Annotated in this window: 22 protein-coding genes; all 22 read left to right on the top strand. The window is 57.7% G+C overall.

Annotation, left to right across the window (positions count from 1 at the left end; genetic code table 11):
• Positions 1 to 349 precede the first annotated feature (349 nt).
• Positions 350 to 1,828 carry a stage IV sporulation protein A gene (spoIVA, locus tag NNL35_RS21005; protein WP_006678895.1) on the top strand — a complete coding sequence of 493 codons (1,479 nt, stop codon included), beginning with the start codon at positions 350 to 352 and terminating at the stop codon, positions 1,826 to 1,828.
• Between the two features lie 280 nt (positions 1,829 to 2,108).
• Positions 2,109 to 2,381, top strand: a complete 273-nt coding sequence (locus tag NNL35_RS21000; protein WP_006678894.1) for an HU family DNA-binding protein — start codon at positions 2,109 to 2,111, stop codon at positions 2,379 to 2,381.
• A gap of 169 nt (positions 2,382 to 2,550) precedes the next feature.
• On the top strand, positions 2,551 to 2,772 hold the full coding sequence (gene mtrB / locus NNL35_RS20995; protein WP_006678893.1) for a trp RNA-binding attenuation protein MtrB: 222 nt from the start codon (positions 2,551 to 2,553) through the stop codon (positions 2,770 to 2,772).
• 201 nt (positions 2,773 to 2,973) lie between these two features.
• Positions 2,974 to 3,522 carry a hypothetical protein gene (locus NNL35_RS20990; protein ID WP_006678892.1) on the top strand — a complete coding sequence of 183 codons (549 nt, stop codon included), beginning with the start codon at positions 2,974 to 2,976 and terminating at the stop codon, positions 3,520 to 3,522.
• Between the two features lie 124 nt (positions 3,523 to 3,646).
• Positions 3,647 to 4,516 carry a heptaprenyl diphosphate synthase component 1 gene (locus tag NNL35_RS20985; RefSeq protein ID WP_040733580.1) on the top strand — a complete coding sequence of 290 codons (870 nt, stop codon included), beginning with the start codon at positions 3,647 to 3,649 and terminating at the stop codon, positions 4,514 to 4,516.
• Positions 4,517 to 4,554: 38 nt separating this feature from the next.
• Entirely contained in the window at positions 4,555 to 5,292 is a 738-nt protein-coding gene (locus NNL35_RS20980; protein WP_006678890.1) for a demethylmenaquinone methyltransferase, read from the top strand.
• Positions 5,285 to 6,157 (top strand): UbiA-like polyprenyltransferase, encoded by an 873-nt coding sequence (locus tag NNL35_RS20975; RefSeq protein WP_006678889.1) that lies wholly within the window; start codon positions 5,285 to 5,287, stop codon positions 6,155 to 6,157. The genes NNL35_RS20980 and NNL35_RS20975 overlap by 8 nt, the downstream gene beginning before the upstream one ends.
• A complete protein-coding gene (locus tag NNL35_RS20970) occupies positions 6,154 to 6,783 on the top strand; it encodes a UbiX family flavin prenyltransferase (protein ID WP_006678888.1) in 630 nt (209 codons plus the stop codon). Before NNL35_RS20975 ends, NNL35_RS20970 begins: the two co-directional genes overlap by 4 nt.
• A complete protein-coding gene (locus tag NNL35_RS20965; protein ID WP_254553687.1) occupies positions 6,755 to 7,624 on the top strand; it encodes a menaquinone biosynthesis protein in 870 nt (289 codons plus the stop codon). The genes NNL35_RS20970 and NNL35_RS20965 overlap by 29 nt, the downstream gene beginning before the upstream one ends.
• Before the next feature lie 8 nt (positions 7,625 to 7,632).
• Positions 7,633 to 8,607 carry a heptaprenyl diphosphate synthase component II gene (hepT, locus tag NNL35_RS20960; protein ID WP_006678887.1) on the top strand — a complete coding sequence of 325 codons (975 nt, stop codon included), beginning with the start codon at positions 7,633 to 7,635 and terminating at the stop codon, positions 8,605 to 8,607.
• Between the two features lie 91 nt (positions 8,608 to 8,698).
• Entirely contained in the window at positions 8,699 to 9,142 is a 444-nt protein-coding gene (gene ndk, locus NNL35_RS20955; RefSeq protein WP_006678886.1) for a nucleoside-diphosphate kinase, read from the top strand.
• A gap of 167 nt (positions 9,143 to 9,309) precedes the next feature.
• Entirely contained in the window at positions 9,310 to 10,191 is an 882-nt protein-coding gene (locus tag NNL35_RS20950) for a CheR family methyltransferase (protein WP_006678885.1), read from the top strand.
• A gap of 89 nt (positions 10,192 to 10,280) precedes the next feature.
• Positions 10,281 to 10,466, top strand: coding sequence for a hypothetical protein (locus tag NNL35_RS20945; protein WP_006678884.1), 186 nt, complete (start codon positions 10,281 to 10,283; stop codon positions 10,464 to 10,466).
• Between the two features lie 219 nt (positions 10,467 to 10,685).
• Positions 10,686 to 11,855, top strand: coding sequence for a chorismate synthase (gene aroC / locus NNL35_RS20940; RefSeq protein ID WP_040733578.1), 1,170 nt, complete (start codon positions 10,686 to 10,688; stop codon positions 11,853 to 11,855).
• Positions 11,856 to 11,866: 11 nt separating this feature from the next.
• The gene (gene aroB, locus NNL35_RS20935) at positions 11,867 to 12,988 is read left to right on the top strand and encodes a 3-dehydroquinate synthase (protein ID WP_006678882.1); all 1,122 of its coding nucleotides are present in this window, start codon (positions 11,867 to 11,869) and stop codon (positions 12,986 to 12,988) included.
• A gap of 2 nt (positions 12,989 to 12,990) precedes the next feature.
• Positions 12,991 to 13,359, top strand: coding sequence for a chorismate mutase (aroH, locus tag NNL35_RS20930; RefSeq protein WP_006678881.1), 369 nt, complete (start codon positions 12,991 to 12,993; stop codon positions 13,357 to 13,359).
• A 411-nt stretch (positions 13,360 to 13,770) separates the two neighbouring features.
• A complete protein-coding gene (gene trpE, locus NNL35_RS20925; protein WP_006678880.1) occupies positions 13,771 to 15,420 on the top strand; it encodes an anthranilate synthase component I in 1,650 nt (549 codons plus the stop codon).
• A complete protein-coding gene (trpD, locus tag NNL35_RS20920) occupies positions 15,417 to 16,472 on the top strand; it encodes an anthranilate phosphoribosyltransferase (protein WP_006678879.1) in 1,056 nt (351 codons plus the stop codon). Before trpE ends, trpD begins: the two co-directional genes overlap by 4 nt.
• Entirely contained in the window at positions 16,462 to 17,265 is an 804-nt protein-coding gene (trpC, locus tag NNL35_RS20915; RefSeq protein ID WP_006678878.1) for an indole-3-glycerol phosphate synthase TrpC, read from the top strand. The genes trpD and trpC overlap by 11 nt, the downstream gene beginning before the upstream one ends.
• Positions 17,266 to 17,284: 19 nt before the next feature.
• Positions 17,285 to 18,055 carry a phosphoribosylanthranilate isomerase gene (locus NNL35_RS20910; RefSeq protein ID WP_006678877.1) on the top strand — a complete coding sequence of 257 codons (771 nt, stop codon included), beginning with the start codon at positions 17,285 to 17,287 and terminating at the stop codon, positions 18,053 to 18,055.
• Positions 18,012 to 19,235 (top strand): tryptophan synthase subunit beta, encoded by a 1,224-nt coding sequence (gene trpB, locus NNL35_RS20905; RefSeq protein WP_006678876.1) that lies wholly within the window; start codon positions 18,012 to 18,014, stop codon positions 19,233 to 19,235. Before NNL35_RS20910 ends, trpB begins: the two co-directional genes overlap by 44 nt.
• Positions 19,232 to 20,062 carry a tryptophan synthase subunit alpha gene (gene trpA, locus NNL35_RS20900; protein WP_006678875.1) on the top strand — a complete coding sequence of 277 codons (831 nt, stop codon included), beginning with the start codon at positions 19,232 to 19,234 and terminating at the stop codon, positions 20,060 to 20,062. The genes trpB and trpA overlap by 4 nt, the downstream gene beginning before the upstream one ends.
• The last annotated feature ends 8 nt before the right edge of the window (positions 20,063 to 20,070 follow it).

Here is a 20,070-nt window from a genome sequence, read left to right as displayed (position 1 = left end):
GCGCATGACCAATACAAAGACCGTATGGAATTTTTCCGTACGGTCTTGTTTGCGTTGTCATACTTTTCTATGACTTTCATATAACTGATTTGGAAGGAGTGAGTGCGCCCGGCGAAGAAAAATGTTGCTATTAGGGGTCATATTTGCGAGAGGCGCGAAATAAGATGGTACTAGTCCAAAAACATGTACGAGTTGCGTCGCAATGCCCTTGTACAACGTGAAGTCTCGGCGGAGAACACTGGCGACAACGGCAACAGCTCAATCCTAGCAACGGTGCCAATCGTTTCAGAAGGACGAGAGGCGGACGAAAGCCTCTTGTCCGTCGGAACATTTTGAGGAGGGGATATCATTGGAAAAAGTGGACATCTTTAAGGACATTGCCGAGCGTACCGGCGGGGATATTTACCTCGGGGTCGTCGGTGCGGTCCGCACGGGGAAATCGACTTTTATCAAACGCTTCATGGAGACGGTCGTTCTCCCGAATATTACAAATGAATCCGACCGCATTCGCGCTGTCGACGAACTGCCGCAGAGCGCTGCGGGCAAAACAATTATGACGACGGAACCGAAGTTCGTGCCGAACAATGCGGTTCAGATTAAGGTGGCGGAAGGACTGGAAGTGAACGTCCGCCTGGTGGATTGCGTCGGTTACGCCGTGGAAGGCGCAAAAGGCTATGAAGACGAGAACGGACCGCGGATGATCAATACGCCGTGGTTCGAAGATCCGATTCCGTTCCAGGAGGCGGCGGAGATCGGCACGCGGAAGGTCATTCAGGAGCACTCTACCCTGGGTGTTGTCGTCACGACCGACGGTACGATCGCCGAGATTCCGCGCCATTCGTATGTCGACTCCGAAGAGCGGGTCATCAACGAGCTGAAGGAAGTCGGCAAGCCGTTCGTGCTCGTCATCAACTCGACGCGTCCGAAGAGCGAAGAAACCGTTGCGCTGCGCAACGAGCTGCAGGAGAAGTACGATATTCCGGTGATGGCTCTCAGCGTCGCGACGATGAGTGAAGATGACGTGATGGGCGTGCTGCGGGAAGTGCTGTACGAATTCCCGGTTCATGAAGTCAATGTCAATCTGCCGAGCTGGGTCATGGTGCTTCATGACAACCACTGGCTGCGCACCAGCTATGAGAGCTCGGTTCGCGATACCGTCAAGGATATCCGCCGGCTGCGAGATGTCGATCGCGTCGTGCAGCAGTTCATGGACTATGAGTTCATCGCCCGCGCCGGACTTAGCGGGATGGATATGGGGCAAGGCGTGGCCGAAATCGACTTGTACGCGCCGGATGAGCTGTATGACCAGATATTGATGGAGGTCGTCGGCGTTGAAATACGGGGCAAGGATCATTTGCTCCAACTGATGCAGGAATTCTCCCATGCGAAGCGGGAATATGACCGGTTCGCCGATGCGCTGGAGATGGTGAAGACGACGGGCTACGGCATCGCGGCTCCGACGTTAAGCGAGATGGCTCTCGACGAGCCGGAGCTGATCCGCCAAGGAACGCGCTTCGGGGTGCGGCTGAAGGCGACGGCCCCGTCCATCCATATGATTCGGGTCGACGTCGAATCCGAATTCGCGCCGATTATCGGCACGGAAAGGCAGAGCGAGGAATTGATGCGCTACCTGATGCAGGACTTCGAGAACGACCCGACGAAGATCTGGGAATCCGATATCTTCGGCCGATCCCTCCATTCCATCGTCAGGGAAGGCATCCAGGGCAAGATCGCAATGATGCCGGACAATGCCCGCTACAAGCTGCAGGAGACGCTGGGCCGCATTATCAACGAAGGATCGGGCGGCCTGATTGCCATCATCCTCTGACGGAACATTCATACCAGATACGGAGCATAGCTCAGGCGCTCCTTGTTCTCTCGGGAACAGGGGGCGGATTGAGCTATTTTTGTTTATTTCGCGTCGCCGCGCCGATTTTACCCCCTTGCATTTGTGATAGCGGTATATTACTATAAATTTGTTCCTCGACCATGAAAGACGGCAGAGCCAAGCTGTATCTGACGTTTTTAGGGTTGATGATGTATATTTTCATAGGAAACAGTGAAAAAATGGGATAACAAGACATATTTCGTCGGGAGGTGAATTGAAAATGAACAAATCCGAATTGATTACCGAGGTTGCAGAGTCTACGGAATTGTCCAAGAAAGACGTGACGAAAGTTGTAGACGCCGTCTTCGAAGCAATTTCCAACGCGCTGCAGAACGGTGACAAGGTCCAATTGGTAGGCTTCGGCAACTTCGAAGTGCGCGAACGCTCCGCCCGCAAAGGACGGAACCCGCAAACGGGTGAAGAAATCGAAATTCCTGCGAGCAAGATCCCTGCGTTCAAACCGGGTAAAGCACTTAAAGATGGCATCAAATAAGTGAACTTACATACTCTAGTGACCATGGGGAACGCGAGCTCAGTGAAGCCGCGACGGGATTCCGTCGCGGCTTTCTCTTGTCCGGGGAGACGTGCCATTGGGTTCGAGACGGGCTATGGGCAAGCGGCGCAACCGTGTTATAATAGCGAGAGAAGAGGAGGGAGTTCTGTTGGAGAACCAGACCGACTATATCGTTATCAAGGCGAAGGATCATGGCGTGCAGGTATTCGGATTGACACGGGGCCAGGATACCCGCTTCCATCATATCGAGAAGCTGGACAAGAACGAAGTGCTGATTGCGCAGTTCACTGATCATACGTCTGCGGTCAAGGTGCGCGGCAAGGCCGTCATCCTGACGAAGCATGGCGAGCTGCATACCGATACGGATTAAGGCGAGCTGCTCCGCCATGCTGCGGGGCGGTTTTTTTGCGGCGCCCGGTAATGCGGCCGCGGCTGGTCAGCGGCGGAATTGCAGTCATACCCCGCTCAATTTCACTGTATGATGAGGTATGGACATCCACTTACGGGTCGAGACTGGAAATAAGGATTCACAGCGGATGTCTTCAACATGTACAGTAGGGGAGCGGGTATAATGAACCGGGTTCAACGATGGCGGCCGGCCATGCTTACGGCAATAGCGACCATCCTGCTGATGGCGGGGCTTGGCGGGCTGTCCGCCGCGCACCGCACGAACGGGAACAAGCTGCAGGAGGCGGCTGCCGTAACGGCATCGCCGCAGACGGTCTCCGTCACCGAGGCGCGGCTGGTCGACTATTTATCGGATATTCCGCTGCAGCTCAGACTGAGCCGGGCGGCATGGAACGGAGACGGGCTGACGATTGACATGAAGGTCGCCTCCACCATCGCGAGGCCGGATGCGATCTATCATGACATCTATGAGCTGCTGCAGCATAGCTTCACGCGAACGGACAATGTGAACCGGCTGCTGCTGCGGATCGTCATACAGGACGAGCGCTTGAAGAAAAATTACGTTCTCCTGTCGCTGGACGCGCGCAAGCAGGAAGCGACTCCGGAACGGTTGAAGGCCATCCGCGCCGGCATCGTCTTACCCGATACGGAACAGGCGCTCCGCTTTATTTATACGCTGCTATGGGATCGGACATTTCCCGGAGACCGATAGAAGACATGCCTGGCTCGGCGGCACAACAAGAAAATATGCCCGTTCATATGGAACCTATGATATAATGATTTAGATTGCGACATCCCGCCAGGATGACTAACCGCTTATTGTCGGAGGACTCATAATGGAAGTAAACCACATTTCGCAATTGGCAAAACGGTACGTAGAACATGACATGATACAGGCGTACACTGACCTGCCTGCGTTCCCACACACGCGGGTGGAGCTGATGTTCGCCTTTTTAAACCGCAGCAAGAAGGGTGCGGAGCACAGCGAGCTGATTGCGCTGGTGACTTCGCTCGTGCAAGTGGGCCTGGACACCCACGACATGATTGAGATGGCGACCAAGGATGAGAGCGATCGCAATCTGCGTTCCCGGCAGCTTAAGGTGCTGGCGGGAGATTATTTCAGCAGCCGCTTCTATCATCTGCTCGCGCATGCGGGACAGATCGATGCCATCCGGGCGCTAAGCCAGGCGGTCTGCGCCGTCAATCAGCTCAAGGTGGCCACGATCGAGAAGATGAAGCTGTGGGCGATGACGGCGGAGGAATATTTGCGTGCGTGCGTATCTCTGCGCAAGACGCTGTTCCAGTCGTTCAACCATCGTATGGCTGCCCAGGACGTAAGCTTATGGGAGCAGCTGCTCGACCAGGTCGCCGAGCTGGAAGTGATGAAGCAGGAGCAGGAACGCTCCGAGCAGTTCCAGCGCTTCGAAGGCAGCTGGTCTTATTGGCATGTGTGGCAGCAAGGCACGGAAGAAGAGAGAAGGAAGATGAAGCAGCGCGCCTACGACACCGCGTTCTGGAGCGCGATGATGGCGAAGTATGAAGTGAGGCAGCAGCTGGCGCACCAGATTCGGCTCATTCAGGACAAGCTTCAGACCATTACGTCCGCGATGTCGCTGGACGCCGGAACGACCGGACGAATCGTCCAATTGCTTAGCCCGCTCGTGCTGACGTCTTCTCCGACCAATGCTGCGGCTCAACGCAGCTAACATACCGGATTGAGGTGAAGGGCAAGGTGACGCATAACATGGAGACACACTCGCCAAAGACGGGGGAGTCCAAAGAAAAATATGTGCATGATGTGTTCGAGAACATTGCTCATAAATACGATATCATGAACGATATTATGAGCTTCCGGCGTCATAAAGCGTGGCGGAATTATACGATGCGCCGGATGAATGTTCAGCCCGGAGAGACCGCGCTCGACTTGTGCTGCGGGACTTGCGACTGGACCATCCAGCTGGCGCAGGCGAGCCGCACGGGAGAGATGATCGGTCTGGACTTCAGTCCGAAGATGCTGTCCGTCGGGCAGCGCAAGATCGAAAAATTGGGCTTGCAGGATCAGATCCGGCTTATCGAAGGCAATGCGATGGATCTCCCGTTCCCGGATGACAGCTTCGATTATGTGACGATCGGCTTCGGGCTCCGTAATGTTCCCGACTATGATCAGGTGATTCGGGAGATGCGGAGAGTGGTCAAGCCCGGAGGAAGGGTCGTCTGCCTGGAGCTGAGCAAGCCGACCTGGCAGCCTTTCAAGGGGCTGTACTATTTTTATTTCGAACGGCTGCTTCCGATGCTGGGGAAATGGATTGCCAAGCGTTACGAGCAGTACAAATGGCTGCCGGAATCATTGGCTTCGTTCCCGGGCCGCCAGGAACTGGCCGACATGTTCCGCGCCGCCGGCCTGGAGCAGGTGGAGGCGAAGCCGCTGACGGGAGGAATTGCCGCGCTGCACATCGGCACGAAGGGGAATGGACATGTTTAAAAAAGTGCGTATTTTCCTGGAAATGATTAAAATCGAACATACGTTATTCGCGCTTCCGTTTGCGTTCATGGGCGCCATCCTTGGCGCCATGGTCATGGATAACCGCTTCCCTACACTAGCCGAATGGGGATGGATTCTGATGGCCATGGTCGGAGCGCGCAGCGCGGCGATGGCCTTGAACCGGCTCATCGATGCCGCCATCGACGCCAAAAACCCGCGCACGGCCAACCGCGCCATTCCGGCCGGCCTGCTCAAGGCAGGAGAAGTGATATTATTCACGGCCGTATCGTTCGGACTGCTGTTCTGGGCAGCCGCCAATTTGCAGCCGCTGGCTGTTTATTTATTGCCGATTGCCGTCTTTATGCTTGTCTTTTATTCATTCACGAAGCGATTTACGTGGCTGTGCCACTTTATTCTCGGCTTGACGATCGCGCTGGCTCCGCTTGGGGGCTGGGTTGCGGTCACGAATGAGATTAACTGGACTTCTATTATTTTTTATTTGACGGTGGCTTGCTGGACGACGGGCTTTGATGTCATCTATGCATGCCAGGATTACGAATTCGATCGCAAGGAAGGCTTGAAATCGATTCCCGCCCGGTTCGGCATTGCGAAGGCATTGTGGATAGCGCGCGGGTTTCACATTGTGACCGCGATCGGCTTCCTGCTCCTGCTGTTCGTCACGCAATTGAGCTGGTGGTATATTATCGGGACGATCATCGCTTCCGCCTTGCTCATTTATGAGCATATGCTGGTCAAGCCGCATGATCTGAGCCGGACGAACACCGCATTCTTCACGCTGAACGGCATTTTGAGCATTGTCGTATTCGCCTTCACTTTGCTGGATTTGGTGGTGTTGAGCCCATGACAGCGGCGGACAAGCGTTATGTCGTAGGCATTACCGGTGCGAGCGGAGCGATTTACGGCATCCGGCTCGCGGAATGCCTGTTGCAAGCCGGATGCATTGTGCATTTGCTCGTCACGGATGCCGGATGGCGGGTGCTGAAGGAAGAGTTGGGGTGGGAAGTCACCCGGCGCCAGGAGGCCATCGAGCGGGCGTTCGGAGAACGAGCCGGCCGCATCGTATACCATCCGATCCAGGATATCGGGGCCAGCATCGCCAGCGGCTCTTACCGCGTCCAAGGGATGATCATCATGCCTTGCTCCATGGGGACGCTGTCATCGTTGGCCCATGGCTCCTCGGACAACCTGATGGGACGGGCTGCCGATGTCATGATGAAGGAAGGGCGCCCGCTCATCATCGTGCCGCGCGAGACGCCGATGCATGCGATCCATCTGGAAAATATGCTCAAGCTCGCTCATATGGGCGTGCGCATCGTGCCAGCGATGCCGGCGTTCTATTATCATCCGAAGACGTTGGACGACATCGTGAACTTCCTGGTCGGGAAGGTGCTGGACATACTCGATATCGAGCATCAATTGTTTAGAAGGTGGGGGGAACCTGATGGTACTGCAGCAAGACACGAACAATAACCCGTCCCATATTCGCATCGGCCGCATCGATTATACGAACGTATGGCCGATATTTTATCATTTTGAGCCGAAGAACACCCGGGCTGTATTGGACATGATCCCGGCCGTTCCTGCCGGGTTGAATCAAGCGATGCGTGAAGGCAGGATTGATATGGGGCCGATTTCGGCGTTTGCTTACGGCATTTCCTCCGAGCAATATACGCTGTTCCCGAATTTGTCGGTGAGCGCGCACGGCCGCGTCAATTCCATCTTTCTCTTTTTGAAGAAGCCGCTGGAGGAAGCGCTCCGGGGCAAGATCGCATTGACGACAACGTCGGCCACGTCGACCAATCTGTTCAAGATTATCGCCGCGAAGTTCTATCATGCCCGCCCGGACTACATTCCGATGGATCCGGATCTGGACGCGATGATGGCTGAAGCGGACGGCGCCGTTCTTATCGGCGATCATGCCATCCGGGCTTCCTGGAATAATCCCGGATATGAAGTGATCGATCTCGGCGAGCTATGGCGCCAATGGACAGGACATTGGATGACCTTCGCGGTATGGGCTGTCAACCGGGATGTCATCCGCGAGCATGGCGACGATATCAAGATCATTATGGAGGCGTTCGAAGCCAGCAAGCGGAAGAGCCTTCTCGATCCGCGCCCGCTGGCGCAGGAGGCCGTTTGCACGATCGGCGGCACGGTCGGCTATTGGATGAATTATTTTACCAATTTGAATTACGATTTCGATCGTCCGCAGCAGGAAGGGCTTCAATGCTATTTCCAATACGCGTACGAGTTAGGGCTTATTGATCATGAAGTTCGGCTTGAACTCTGGTCGGAAAATACGGTTGGTTAGGTGAAGGCATGAAATTGTGGGACATATACGCGACAATGAAGCAGGATGTATCATATATCGAGGAGCAGCTGGAACGATCGATCGCAAGCGATCTCCGGACGCTGAATGACGCTTCGCTGCAGCTGCTCAAGGCTGGAGGCAAGCGTATCCGCCCGGTCTTCGTTCTCTTGGCCGGCAAATTCGGAACCTATGATCTGGAGAGACTCAAATATGTAGCCGTCCCTCTGGAACTGATTCATATGGCCTCGCTCGTTCACGACGACGTGATCGACGATGCCGATACGCGGCGGGGACAACTGACCGTCAAAGCCAAATGGGACAACCGGGTTGCCATGTATACCGGAGACTACATCTATGGGCAGGCGCTGGTGCTTGCCACCGAGCTGCAGGACCCGCAAATTCACCGCATTCTGTCGAAAGCGATGGTTCAAATGTGCATCGGGGAAATGGAGCAGATTCGGGATTTCTTCAATACGTCCCAATCCGAGCGGCAGTACCTGCTGCGAATCCGCCGCAAGACCGCGCTTCTGATCGCGATCAGCTGCCAGCTGGGAGCGATCGCTTCCGGGGCTTCGGCCGCCATCGGCCGCCAGCTGTACCGGTTCGGCTACAATGTCGGGATGGCATTCCAGATTCGTGATGACGTGCTGGATTTGATCGGCACCGAAGCGCAGTTGGGGAAGCCTCCGGGCAATGATATCCGGCAGGGCAATTTGACGCTGCCTGTCATTTATGCGCTGGAAGAGACAGGACGGCGGCAGGCGCTGCTGCGCGAGATTGAGCGTATCCGGCGCATGAACGGACATACGGATGTGTCTTCGATTTTACATAATATTCGGGAGAGCGCAGGCATCCGGCGCGCGGAGCAGCTCGCTGAACGCTATATCAACAAAGCGATTCATGCCCTGGAGCAGCTGCCTGATATCCGCGCGCGCAAAAACCTGCGGGATATTGCCTATTTTATTGCCAATCGATCCCATTAATCCGGATTCAAAAAGTCAAGGTGCGCAATGATGAAATATTTGGTATACTTGGTTCGCTGGACTACTTTCACAATAATTGAGGAGTGAACCTATGGAACGCACATTCATCATGGTCAAACCTGACGGCGTGCAAAGAGGTCTCATCGGGGACATCGTAAGCCGCTTTGAACGCAAAGGATGGAAGCTTGTATCCGGGAAATTAATGATGATTACGCGCGAACAAGCCGAACGCCATTATGCCGAGCATGCAGAAAAGCCGTTTTTTGGCGAATTGGTTGATTTCATTACTTCTGGTCCCGTGTTCGCCATGATCTGGGAAGGTGATGAGATTATCAGCTTGTCGCGCTTGATGATTGGCAAGACGAAGGTAGGAGAGGCGCAGCCAGGAACAATTCGCGGCGATTATGCGTCCCACACCCCGCTCAATCTGGTGCACGGTTCCGATTCGCAAGAAAGCGCTGCCAGAGAGATCGCGAATCTGTTCGCCGACAGCGACATTATCAGCTATGATCGCGCGATAGAGAGCTGGATCTGATCATAGCCCGCAATAAGAAAGTTCTCCTGCATTTCCGGACTAATATTTATGAAAGAGCTTACATAAAGCAGGAAAAGCATCGGAACACGGCGAATAGGAAACTGTTCAGCCGTGTTCTTTGTTGTTGTGAAGAACGGCTCCCATGATGAAGTGGTGGAGAGTGAATGATGATGCATGAATCGAAGCGGCAGCCTGCCCTATCGTCCTATCCTTTCGGTCAAGCGACAGCCGAAGGCGGAGCCTCTTCCGCAGCAGCGGGACATGAGGATGAGGATTACCGGCATTTCGTGATGGAGATCAAGCGCCTGACCGGCATTGATCTGCTGCAGTACAAGGAAGCGCAAATGAAGCGGCGGTTAACGACGCTGCGCATGAAGAACGGGTATACGACCTTCCGCAGTTTTTTCGAAGCGATCCGGCAGAACCCGGGCTTGCTGGATGAATTTTTGGACCGGATGACGATTAATGTCTCCGAATTCTGGCGCAATCCGAACCGTTGGGTCACGCTGAGAGACAGCGTCCTGCCGGCGTTGGCGGCCAATGCGAAGCAGCTGCGCTGCTGGAGCGCGGCCTGCTCTACCGGAGAGGAGCCGTATACGCTGGCCATGATCTTGAATGAGTCAGGTCTGCTCCAGCGCTCCCAGATTACCGCTACCGATATAGACGAGAACGTCTTGATGAAGGCGAAGGAAGCATGCTATGCAGAGCGATCGCTGAAGGATGTCCCGGAGCTGTACCGGCAGAAATATTTTCAACAGGGGCCGGAAGGATACCGGATTGTCGAGTCATTGAAAAGCGCGATTCGGTTCCGCAAGCAGAATCTGCTGGAGGACGCGTTCGATACCTCGCTTGACCTGATCATTTGCCGCAATGTCATGATTTATTTCACGGAGGAAGCCAAACTCCAGCTGTACCGCAAATTCGCCGATGCGCTCAAACCGGGCGGGGTTCTGTTTGTGGGAAGCACGGAACAGATTTTCAATCCGGGCCAATACGGGCTGGAGACGATAGAGACGTTCTTTTACCGTAAAATGACATCTAGCGTATAATCCGCATCCCTTCTTCCGATACTAGACTTACATAGACGGTATGAACATCCTCTAGGATGACTACGAGGACGGAGGGACGACCAACGATTATGGACAAGAGGACGGTCATCGCGGCTTACCAGCGAGGAGAATTAACGATCCACGAATGCGCCCAAATTATTGGGGTGGAAGTGACATTGAAAAACTGGCTCCCTCTGATGGCGGAGGAGGAACGGGCGGGAACGGCTCCCGCGCATTTGCGGGCGGCCTCGAAGCGCGCATCCGTATGGAGATAGCGGAGCTGAAGATCCGTTCCGGTTCCCTTGCCTTGGCGTCCGCTGCCGGATGGCGGCGCGCGATACATATGCGAACAGCTCATGACACGCTCCTGGCGGCATAACGCCTTCAGAGCGTGTTTTTGTTTTCTTGTCAAACGTTGCCTCCTATACTATAATGAGCAAAAGAGTTAAGGATTTTAGCCATTTACAGCAATACAGCTTAAAGGGGGAGCAACGGTGAGTCTACGTTATTTGACAGCAGGAGAGACCCACGGACCGCAATTGACCGCCATCGTTGAAGGGATGCCCAGCAACCTGGCGATTGACTTTGAACAGTTGAACTTTCAGCTTCAACGCCGGCAGAAAGGGTATGGCCGCGGACGGCGGATGCAAATCGAGACGGATACGGCCGCAATCGTCGGCGGGGTGCGTCATGGTTATACGACCGGAGCTCCTATCGCGTTGGTAGTCGAGAATAATGACTGGAAGCATTGGCGGAATATTATGAATGTGGAGCCGATCGAAGGCTCGGACGAAGAAAAGCGCCGGGTCCATCGTCCCCGTCCGGGACATGCCGATCTGAACGGCGGCCTGAAATATCAGTTGACCGATCTGCGCAACGTGCTGGAGCGCTCCAGCGCGCGCGAGACCGCGGCCCGCGTCGCGGTAGGCGCCGTGGCCCGCCAGCTGCTGGCAGCGTTCGGCATCAAGATCGGCGGACAAGTTATTCGCATCGGGGAGATCGAGGCGCCGCCGCATTCTCTGCCGCTGGATGAAATGATTGAACGGACCGAGCAGTCTTCGGTTCGGGTCGTCGATTCCGCGACGGAGCAGGCGATGGAGGCCTATATCGATCAGATTAAGGCAGAGGGCGACTCGATCGGCGGCGTCGTGGAGTGCATCGTCGAAGGCGTTCCTGTCGGATTAGGAAGCCATGTGCAATATGATCGGAAGCTGGATGGGCGCATCGCGCAGGCGGTCATGTCCATCAACGCGTTCAAAGGCGTCGAGATCGGCATCGGCTTCGAAGCCGGGCGACTGCGCGGATCGCAGGTGCATGACGAGATCCTCTATGACGAAGAGAAAGGCTATACGCGCGCTTCCAACCGGCTCGGCGGCTTCGAGGGCGGCATGACGAACGGGATGCCGATCGTCGTTCGCGGCGTGATGAAGCCGATTCCGACCTTGTATAAGCCGCTGCGCAGCGTAGATATCGATACGAAGGAAGCCTTCACGGCCCAAGTGGAGCGTTCCGATGCCTGTGCCGTGCCTGCGGCCAGCGTCGTATTGGAGCATGTCGTCGCTTGGGAGGTCGCCAAGGCGTTCCTGGAGAAATTCGGCGGCGATTCGATGGAGGAGATTCGCGCCAACTACGAGCAATACTTGCAGCAAGTGGCCCGGTACTAGGAGGGAGCGTCATGGAGAACAAGGAAGCGATGCAAGCCGTAGAGCTGAGAGTCGATCTTGGCGAACGCTCTTATCCTATCTGGATCGGGAGCGGACTGCTGGACCGGCTTGGCGACGCGAGCCGGCAAGCGGCCATCCCTGCGGGAAGCCCGGTGCTCATCATTACCGATGAGCATGTCGGCCGCCGTTATCTAAAGCGCGCCGAGCAAGCGCTGCACGCGGCCGGTTACCGTACCGCTTCGCTTACCGTGCCGCCAGGAGAGCATTCGAAGTCGCTGGCCGTATTCGAGGACTGCGTCCGTGCCGGGCTGGAGGCAGGCTGTGACCGCATGTCGACGGTCGTCGCGCTGGGCGGCGGCGTCGTCGGCGATCTGGCCGGCTTCGTAGCGGCCTCATATATGCGCGGCGTCCGGTTCATTCAGGTGCCGACCACGATTCTGGCGCATGATAGCAGTGTGGGCGGCAAGGTTGCGGTGAATCATCCGCTGGCCAAAAACATCATCGGCGCCTTCCATCAACCGGAGTTCGTGCTCTATGATACGGCCACCCTGCAATCGCTGCCTGATCGGGATGTTCGTTCCGGTCTCGCGGAGATGGTGAAGCACGGCTTGATCTGGGACGCCGGCTTCGTCGATTGGTGCGAGGCGAATGCCGGGAAGCTGCTGGCCAAGGATGAGGAAGCATTGGCCTATGGCTTGGCGCAAGGCTGCGCCGTCAAGACCGCCGTCGTATCCCAGGACGAGCGCGAGAACGGATTGCGGGCGATTCTGAATCTGGGCCATACGATCGGCCATGCCCTGGAGGCGGTTGCCGGCTATGGCGAGCTGCTGCATGGCGAAGCGATCGCGATCGGAATGGTCGGCTCGGCCCGTCTGGCGGAGCGGATGGGGGCGGCAGCCGATGTTGCAGCGCGGACGGAAGCGTTGATGCGCCAATTCGGGCTGCCGGTATCGATTCCGGCCGGCTATTCGACAGAGGCGATTCTGGATGCGATGATGCATGACAAGAAGTTCAAGGAGGGCCGGACGGTATTCGTGCTCCCGACAGCAATCGGCAAGGTGGAGATCCGGCGCGATGTGCCGGTCGAACTGGTGCGGAACATCATCGAAGAGTTGAAAGGGGAGACGACATAAGCATGTATGCAAGGGGAATACGGGGAGCGACCACCGTCCAGCGCAATGATGCGGATGAAATACGGCGCGAGACGACCGTGTTGCTTGAACATATCGTGGCAGAGAATCAGATCGTTCCGGAGGACATCGTCAGCATATGGATTACGATGACCCAGGATCTGAACGCTTCCTTCCCGGCGCAGGCCATTCGCGCGATGCCGGGCTGGGAGTGGGTGCCGTTAATGTGCGCCGTGGAGGTGCCCGTCGCGGGCAGCCTGCCGCTGTGCATCCGCTTGATGGTAACCGTCAATACAGACAAATCGCAGAGGGAAGTGCGCCACGTGTACTTGAACGAGGCTTCCCAGCTGCGCCCGGACTTGGCCACTTCATAGCGGAGAAGCGTCCCCGGGAATAAGCGTTCCCGTGCGGAAGGTAGTGGCGGAGATGCCGTTTGCCTCCGTTCGGTGTTGACGCATTGATTATTTGCGGGTATGATGTGAAGAAGCATAGTTGAGTAGAGTAAGTAGAGTTGAGATGAGATTGAGTTGAGTCGAGCTGAGAGCATGGATACGTCATAAGCGGATGCCATCGCCAGAGGTGTAGAGCCTTCCCTTCCTTTTTAGAGGAACAACCGGGGGTTATTTGGCGAATCTGACCTTTCTTTGGCGATCCAACCTTTGATATACCCTGAGCTTGCTCATCCACAATGTCATGATCGAATCAACGGACCTCTACCTTGCGGTAGAGGTTTTTTTGTTTCTTGGTTCCATCCGACTCACCCGAATTCGAAAGGAGTGGATGTCATGCATCCTCATGTGGATGAAGTATTGCGATTATCCCGCACTTATCCGGTTATACCGGTCTCCGAGACCATCACGGCAGATACAGAGACCCCGATACGATTGTTCCAAAGGCTGAAGCAGGAGCCTTATGCTTTTTTGCTGGAAAGCGTGGAGGGCGGAGTCCAATGGGCGCGCTACTCCTTTATCGGCACCGATCCCTTTCTGATATTGCAGGGCAAGAACGGCACGCTGCGCATTACCGAACGGGATGCCGTCACCGAGATCCACGAGCATCCGCTAGCCGCTGTGAAGAAGCTGCTGCGCAAGTATGAAAGCCCGGCCCTGGCGGGCATGCCTCCGCTGACGGGCGGAGCGATCGGATTTTTCGGCTATGATCTGGTGCAGCAGTATGAGCGTCTTCCGCGCCATCGGCAGGACGACCTGATGATGAATGATATTCAATTCATGTTCTGCGATCAGCTGATCGTATTCGACCATGTCAGGCAGCAGCTACAATTCATCGTCAATCTCCATCTGGAGCGGGACGATACGGAGGAGCATATCCGGACGCTGTACGAGCAGGCGAAGGAGAAGCTGAGACGGCTGCAGGAGAAGCTGCTGGCCGCTCCGGCCACCGAACTGCAGAGCGGCCGCTTCCTCCCGGGAGGAGCCGCCTCCGAGCTGAAGCCGTACCGTTCGAATGAGACGCGGGCGTCTTTTATGGATAAGGTGGAGCGGGCGAAGGAATACATTCGCGGCGGGGACATCTTCCAAGTCGTCCTCTCGCAGCGGTTCGAGCGGCAGACGACGGTCGATCCGCTTGATGTGTACCGGGTGCTGCGGATGACGAATCCTTCCCCGTACATGTACATTCTGAAAATGGACGACGAAACGCTCGTCGGCACCTCGCCCGAGGCGCTCGTCCGGGTGAACGGCGAGCGGGTGGAGACGCGGCCGATCGCCGGCACCCGGCCGCGCGGACGGACGGAAGAAGAGGATCTGGCGCTGGAGGAAGAGCTGCTGAAGGATGAGAAGGAGCGGGCCGAGCATGTGATGCTGGTCGACCTCGGGCGCAACGATCTCGGCCGGGTATGCGAATTCGGCACCGTTCGCTGCGATACGTATATGGGCATTGAGCGCTACTCGCATGTGATGCACATTGTATCGAACGTATCCGGCACGCTGCGCCGGGACAAAGATTTCTTCGACGCCTTCCTGTCCTGTCTGCCGGCCGGCACGGTCTCCGGCGCACCGAAGCTGCGCGCGATGGAGATTATCGCGGAGCTCGAGCAGGAAGCGCGCGGGGCGTACGCCGGCGCTATCGGTTACTTGGGCTTCAACGGCAACATGGACACCTGCATTACGATTCGAACGATTATTTTCAAGGGCGGCACCGCCTATGTTCAAGCCGGCGCCGGCATTGTATGGGATTCGGTCCCCGAGAAGGAATACGAGGAGACGGTCAACAAGGCGAAGGCGCTGCTGCTCGCCATTCAGACGGCGGAGGAGATGTTCGAATGCAGGGAATCCGCTGCATCCATCGAAGCGCCGAGGAGCGGCCGTCCTTCCGTCCAGGCTGCGGAGCGGGCCGCGCTCCCGGTCAATTGGGACTACTACGCGGCTGTCCAACCGGGCAAGAAGCTTATGGCAGAAAGGAGCGTATCGCAATGAGTACTCACACGGTTCCAGACAGCGTCTTGACGAAGCAAGCGCTGGCCCATGTGCTGGCCGGCGGTCATCTGAGCCGCGAAGAAGCGCGGGAGGTCATGTCCGACGTGATGGACGGCCATGCCTCTGCCGCCCAGATCGGCGCTTTGCTGGCCTGCTTGCGTCTGAAGGGCGAGACGGTGGACGAAATTGTCGGCTTCGCCGAGGCGATGCGCAGCCGTGCCCGCCACGTCATCACCGGGCAGGATCGCCTGCTTGATACATGCGGGACCGGCGGCTCCGGCATCCACAAGCTGAACATTTCTACGGTATCGGCGATTATCGCGGCTTCCGCCTCTGTTCGGGTCGCGAAGCATGGCAACCGCTCCGCCTCCAGCCGCTCGGGCAGCGCCGACGTGCTAGAGGCGCTCGGCATCAATATTCATCTGACGAGCGACCAGGCCGCGGAATGCCTGGACCGCGTCGGCATCTGCTTCATGTTCGCGCAGGTGTTCCATCCCGCTATGAAGCATGCCGCGGCGCCGCGCCGGGAACTGGGCGTGCGCACGGTGTTCAATATGCTCGGCCCGCTGACCAATCCGGCGGGAGCGGATCGCCAGGTGCTGGGCATCTATGACCGCAGCCGCACCGGGACGATCGCGGCAGTGCTCCGCGAGCTGGGCCTGAAGCGGGCGCTCGTCGTCGCAAGCGAAGACGGCCTCGACGAGATCAGCCTGTCCGCTCCGACCCGGATTAGCGAGCTGAAGGATGGCGAGCTGAGAACGTATGATATTACGCCGGAGCAGCTCGGGCTGCAGACGCAGCCGCTGTCCAGCGTGCTGGGCGGCGATGCCGCGACGAACGCGGGCATTATCCGCCGCATTCTGCACGGGGAGCAGGGGCCGCACCGCGACATCGTGCTTGCGAACGCCGGCGCCTGCATCTACGTGGCCGGCCAGGCGGAGAGCATCGCCGAAGGTGTCCGCATCGCGGCCGATGCGATTGACGGCGGACAGACGCTCCGCAAGCTGGAGCAATGGAGAGAAGCGACAGGGGGATGGAGTCATGTTTCTTGATCGAATTGTAGAGACGAAGCGCCAGGAGGTAGCGGAGCTGGCTGCGGAGCTGAACCGCCGGGAGGCGGAGCGGGCCATCGCGCAGCTGCCGCCATGCCGCTCGCTCATATACGCGCTGACGGCCGGGAAACGGCGCTCCGTCGGCTTGATTGCGGAAGTGAAGAAAGCATCGCCTTCCAAAGGGCTGATCCGCCAAGATTTCGATCCGGCGGCCATCGCCCGCGGCTATGAAGCCGCCGGGGCCGACGCGTTGTCGGTGCTGACGGATCGCATTTATTTTCAAGGCGGCAACGATATTTTGCGCGAGGTGCGCAGCCGGACGGAGCTTCCGGTGCTGCGCAAAGAATTCATCATCGATGAGCTGCAACTGCTGGAAGCCCGCCTTATCGGCGCCGATGCCGTGCTGCTCATCGCGGCGATATTGAATGACAGCGAGCTGGCGCGGCTGAACCGCTGTGCGCTTGATCTCGGCATGGAGACGCTGATTGAAGTTCATGATGAGCTGGAGCTTCAGCGGGTGCTGGCGCTCGACGATGCGCCGCTCATCGGGATTAACAACCGGAATTTGCATACATTTGTCACGGATCTGGAGCAGACCGAACAGCTGCGCGCCCTCGTACCGGCCGATCGGACACTGGTCAGCGAGAGCGGAATCCATAAGCCGGAGCATATGAACCGCCTGGCGGACTTGGGAATCGACGCCGCGCTCGTCGGCGAGCATCTGATGCGGCAGCCAAACGTGGAAGAGGCCGTAGAGCAATTGATGAGCGGTCTGCCACGGGTCGCGGTATGACGGAAGGAGCGCGAGTGCAATGCCGGAGCTGACGGAGGAAGCAAGGAAGAAGCGGAACGGCGGCGGCCACGGACGGCCGCCGAGCGTGAAAATATGCGGGGTGACCGGGCTGGAGACGGCCCGGGACATCGTAGGGGCCGGACCGGACTGCATCGGGTTCGTGTTCGCGCCAAGCCGGAGGCAAGTATCGCCTGCCGATGTGCGCGGCTGGTTGGCCCGCCTGGAGGAAGAGCGCGTGAAGCTTCCTCTCACGGTTGGAGTATTCGCCCGTCCTCGGCGGGAAGATGTGGACGCGGTGCTGGCGGAGGCGCGACTGGATGCGGTGCAGTTGATCGCCGATCATGATCCGGACCTTCCGGCCTGGCTGAAGAGCCGGCATGAGGTGCAGGTCTGGCTGACGGTGCCGATTGCCGGCCCGGAGCAGGGCGGGAACCGGGCGGCTGCGGCGGAACCGATGCTGCGCCGCATGCGGCATTCCATCGACGCCATCCTGCTGGATACGCATGATCCGTCGCAGGGAGGCGGCTCCGGGCGCGCATTCGATTGGACCGTGATTCCGGACTATCGTTCGCTTGCCGGAGAACTCGGTCTTCCCCTTTATGCGGCGGGGGGCTTGAATCCGGACAATGTGGGGAGGCTGCTTGCCGGCAGCCGTATCGATGGCGTGGACGTATCGAGCGGGGTCGAGACCAACGGGATAAAAGATATTCGTAAAGTATCCGCATTTATCGAAAGGGTGAGAGCATATGGAACAGACACAGACGAAGGGAACGGCGGCGGTACTGCCTGACGCTCATGGCCGCTTCGGCGACTTCGGCGGCAGATACGTGCCGGAGACGTTGATGAATGCGCTTCTCGAGCTGGAAGCAGCTTATCAACAATATACGAAGGAGCCGGAATTCCAGGCGGAGCTCATCAAGCTTCTGCAGGAGTATTCCGGCAGACCGACCTCGCTCTATTATGCGGAGCGGTTGAGCGAGACGCTGGGCGGAGCCAAAATTTATTTGAAACGGGAAGACCTCAACCATACGGGCGCCCACAAAATCAATAACACGATCGGCCAGGCGCTGCTGGCCAAGCGGATGGGCAAGAAGAAGGTCATCGCCGAGACGGGAGCGGGCCAGCATGGCGTGGCGACGGCGACCGTAGCGGCTCTGCTCGGCATGGAGTGCAAGGTGTTCATGGGAGAAGAAGATATGAAGCGTCAGCGGCTGAACGTATTCCGCATGCAGCTGCTCGGGGCGGAGGTCGTTCCCGTCCTGTCGGGAAGCCGCACGCTGAAGGATGCCTGCAACGAGACGCTGCGCTACTGGGTCAGCCAAGTCGATGACACCTTCTACATTCTCGGGTCGGTGACCGGTCCGCATCCTTATCCGATGATGGTGCGGGACTTCCAGCGCATTATCGGGGACGAGACCCGCAAGCAGATATTGGAGAAGGAAGGGCGCCTTCCCGATCTCGTCATCGCCGCCGTGGGCGGGGGCAGCAATTCGATGGGCATGTTCTACCCGTTCCTTCAGGATGAGTCAGTGGCGCTGCTCGGCGTCGAAGCCGCCGGCAAAGGGATCGGCACGCCGTTCCATGCCGCTACGATGACGAAGGGGTCCCGCGGGGTATTCCAGGGTTCGCTCAGCTACGTGCTGCAGGACGAATTCGGCCAGGTGCAGCCGGCGCACTCGATATCGGCCGGATTGGATTACCCGGGCGTCGGCCCGGAGCACGCGTACCTGAAGGACAGCATGCGGGCGAAGTACGTGCCGATCACGGACGCAGAGGCGCTGGACGCGCTTCAATTGCTCAGCCGGACCGAAGGAATTATTCCGGCGCTGGAATCGGCTCATGCCGTAGCCCAGGCGATCAAGGAAGCGCCGTCGATGTCCCCGGATTCGATACTGGTCATCTGCCTGTCCGGGCGCGGCGACAAAGACGTCAATCAGATTATGGAGACGCTGGGGGGAGAGGAAGAATGAGCGACATGGCTGCACAGGCAACGAACCGGCTGGATGATATGTTCGCGCGCTACCGTGCGGAAGGCAAGGCGGCGTTGATGCCGTTTATTACATTGGGCGATCCAGATTGCGGAACGACCTTGAAGCTGCTGCTCCGCTTGGAGGAAGCGGGCGCGGACGTCATTGAGCTGGGCGTGCCGTATTCCGATCCGCTGGCGGACGGGCCGGTCATTCAGCGGGCGGCGGAGCGGGCGCTGCGGGGCGGCGTGACGCTGGAGGACAGCTTCCGGGTAGCGAGACAGGCGCGGGAGCAAGGAGCGCGCATTCCTTATGTCCTGTTCACGTATTACAATCCCGTCATGCAGTACGGAATCGAACGCTTTTTCCGGACGGCGGCGGAGGCCGGCTTCAGCGGGGCGATCATCCCCGACCTGCCGTACGAAGAGAGCGGGCCGGTGCGGGAAGCGGCGGATGCTTGCGGCATTCACCTCGTACCGCTCGTCGCGCCGACCTCGGAAGAGCGGATCAGCCGCATCACGGCGGAAGGCCGGGGCTTCATTTACTGCGTATCCTCGCTGGGCGTGACCGGGGTAAGAGAGAGCTTCGATCAAGAGGTCGAGCGCTTCATCCGGCAGGTGAAGGCAACGACGCCGCTCCCCGTATGCGTCGGATTCGGCATCTCGACGCCAGAGCACGTGAAGCAATTTTCAGCCTACTGCGACGGCGTTATTGTCGGCAGCGCCATCGTGCGGAAAATTGAAGAAGCTCAACCATTGTTGTCCGATGAGGCCACTTTTGAAGATGGGATCTTGCAAATTTGCGATTTTGTGCGACAATTAAGAGATTAACGCTTTGC

The sequence above is a fragment of the Paenibacillus dendritiformis genome (genome assembly GCF_945605565.1).
In the GTDB taxonomy this organism is placed as follows: Bacteria; Bacillota; Bacilli; order Paenibacillales; family Paenibacillaceae; genus Paenibacillus_B; species Paenibacillus_B dendritiformis_A.
The sequence above is the reverse complement of the archived record's forward strand: the minus strand, read 5'-3'. Positions and strand labels throughout refer to the sequence as shown.

Bases quoted from the DNA above. Each gene is read 5' to 3' on its own strand.
- NNL35_RS21000 (WP_006678894.1), top strand. From the start codon at position 2,109: ATGAACAAATCCGAATTGATTACCGAGGTTGCAGAGTCTACGGAATTG.
- NNL35_RS20990 (WP_006678892.1), top strand. From the start codon at position 2,974: ATGAACCGGGTTCAACGATGGCGGCCGGCCATGCTTACGGCAATAGCG.
- NNL35_RS20985 (WP_040733580.1), top strand. From the start codon at position 3,647: ATGGAAGTAAACCACATTTCGCAATTGGCAAAACGGTACGTAGAACAT.
- NNL35_RS20980 (WP_006678890.1), top strand. From the start codon at position 4,555: ATGGAGACACACTCGCCAAAGACGGGGGAGTCCAAAGAAAAATATGTG.
- NNL35_RS20975 (WP_006678889.1), top strand. From the start codon at position 5,285: ATGTTTAAAAAAGTGCGTATTTTCCTGGAAATGATTAAAATCGAACAT.
- NNL35_RS20970 (WP_006678888.1), top strand. From the start codon at position 6,154: ATGACAGCGGCGGACAAGCGTTATGTCGTAGGCATTACCGGTGCGAGC.
- NNL35_RS20965 (WP_254553687.1), top strand. From the start codon at position 6,755: ATGGTACTGCAGCAAGACACGAACAATAACCCGTCCCATATTCGCATC.
- hepT (WP_006678887.1), top strand. From the start codon at position 7,633: ATGAAATTGTGGGACATATACGCGACAATGAAGCAGGATGTATCATAT.
- ndk (WP_006678886.1), top strand. From the start codon at position 8,699: ATGGAACGCACATTCATCATGGTCAAACCTGACGGCGTGCAAAGAGGT.
- NNL35_RS20950 (WP_006678885.1), top strand. From the start codon at position 9,310: ATGATGCATGAATCGAAGCGGCAGCCTGCCCTATCGTCCTATCCTTTC.
- NNL35_RS20945 (WP_006678884.1), top strand. From the start codon at position 10,281: ATGGACAAGAGGACGGTCATCGCGGCTTACCAGCGAGGAGAATTAACG.
- aroB (WP_006678882.1), top strand. From the start codon at position 11,867: ATGGAGAACAAGGAAGCGATGCAAGCCGTAGAGCTGAGAGTCGATCTT.
- aroH (WP_006678881.1), top strand. From the start codon at position 12,991: ATGTATGCAAGGGGAATACGGGGAGCGACCACCGTCCAGCGCAATGAT.
- trpE (WP_006678880.1), top strand. From the start codon at position 13,771: ATGCATCCTCATGTGGATGAAGTATTGCGATTATCCCGCACTTATCCG.
- trpD (WP_006678879.1), top strand. From the start codon at position 15,417: ATGAGTACTCACACGGTTCCAGACAGCGTCTTGACGAAGCAAGCGCTG.
- trpC (WP_006678878.1), top strand. From the start codon at position 16,462: ATGTTTCTTGATCGAATTGTAGAGACGAAGCGCCAGGAGGTAGCGGAG.
- NNL35_RS20910 (WP_006678877.1), top strand. From the start codon at position 17,285: ATGCCGGAGCTGACGGAGGAAGCAAGGAAGAAGCGGAACGGCGGCGGC.
- trpB (WP_006678876.1), top strand. From the start codon at position 18,012: ATGGAACAGACACAGACGAAGGGAACGGCGGCGGTACTGCCTGACGCT.
- trpA (WP_006678875.1), top strand. From the start codon at position 19,232: ATGAGCGACATGGCTGCACAGGCAACGAACCGGCTGGATGATATGTTC.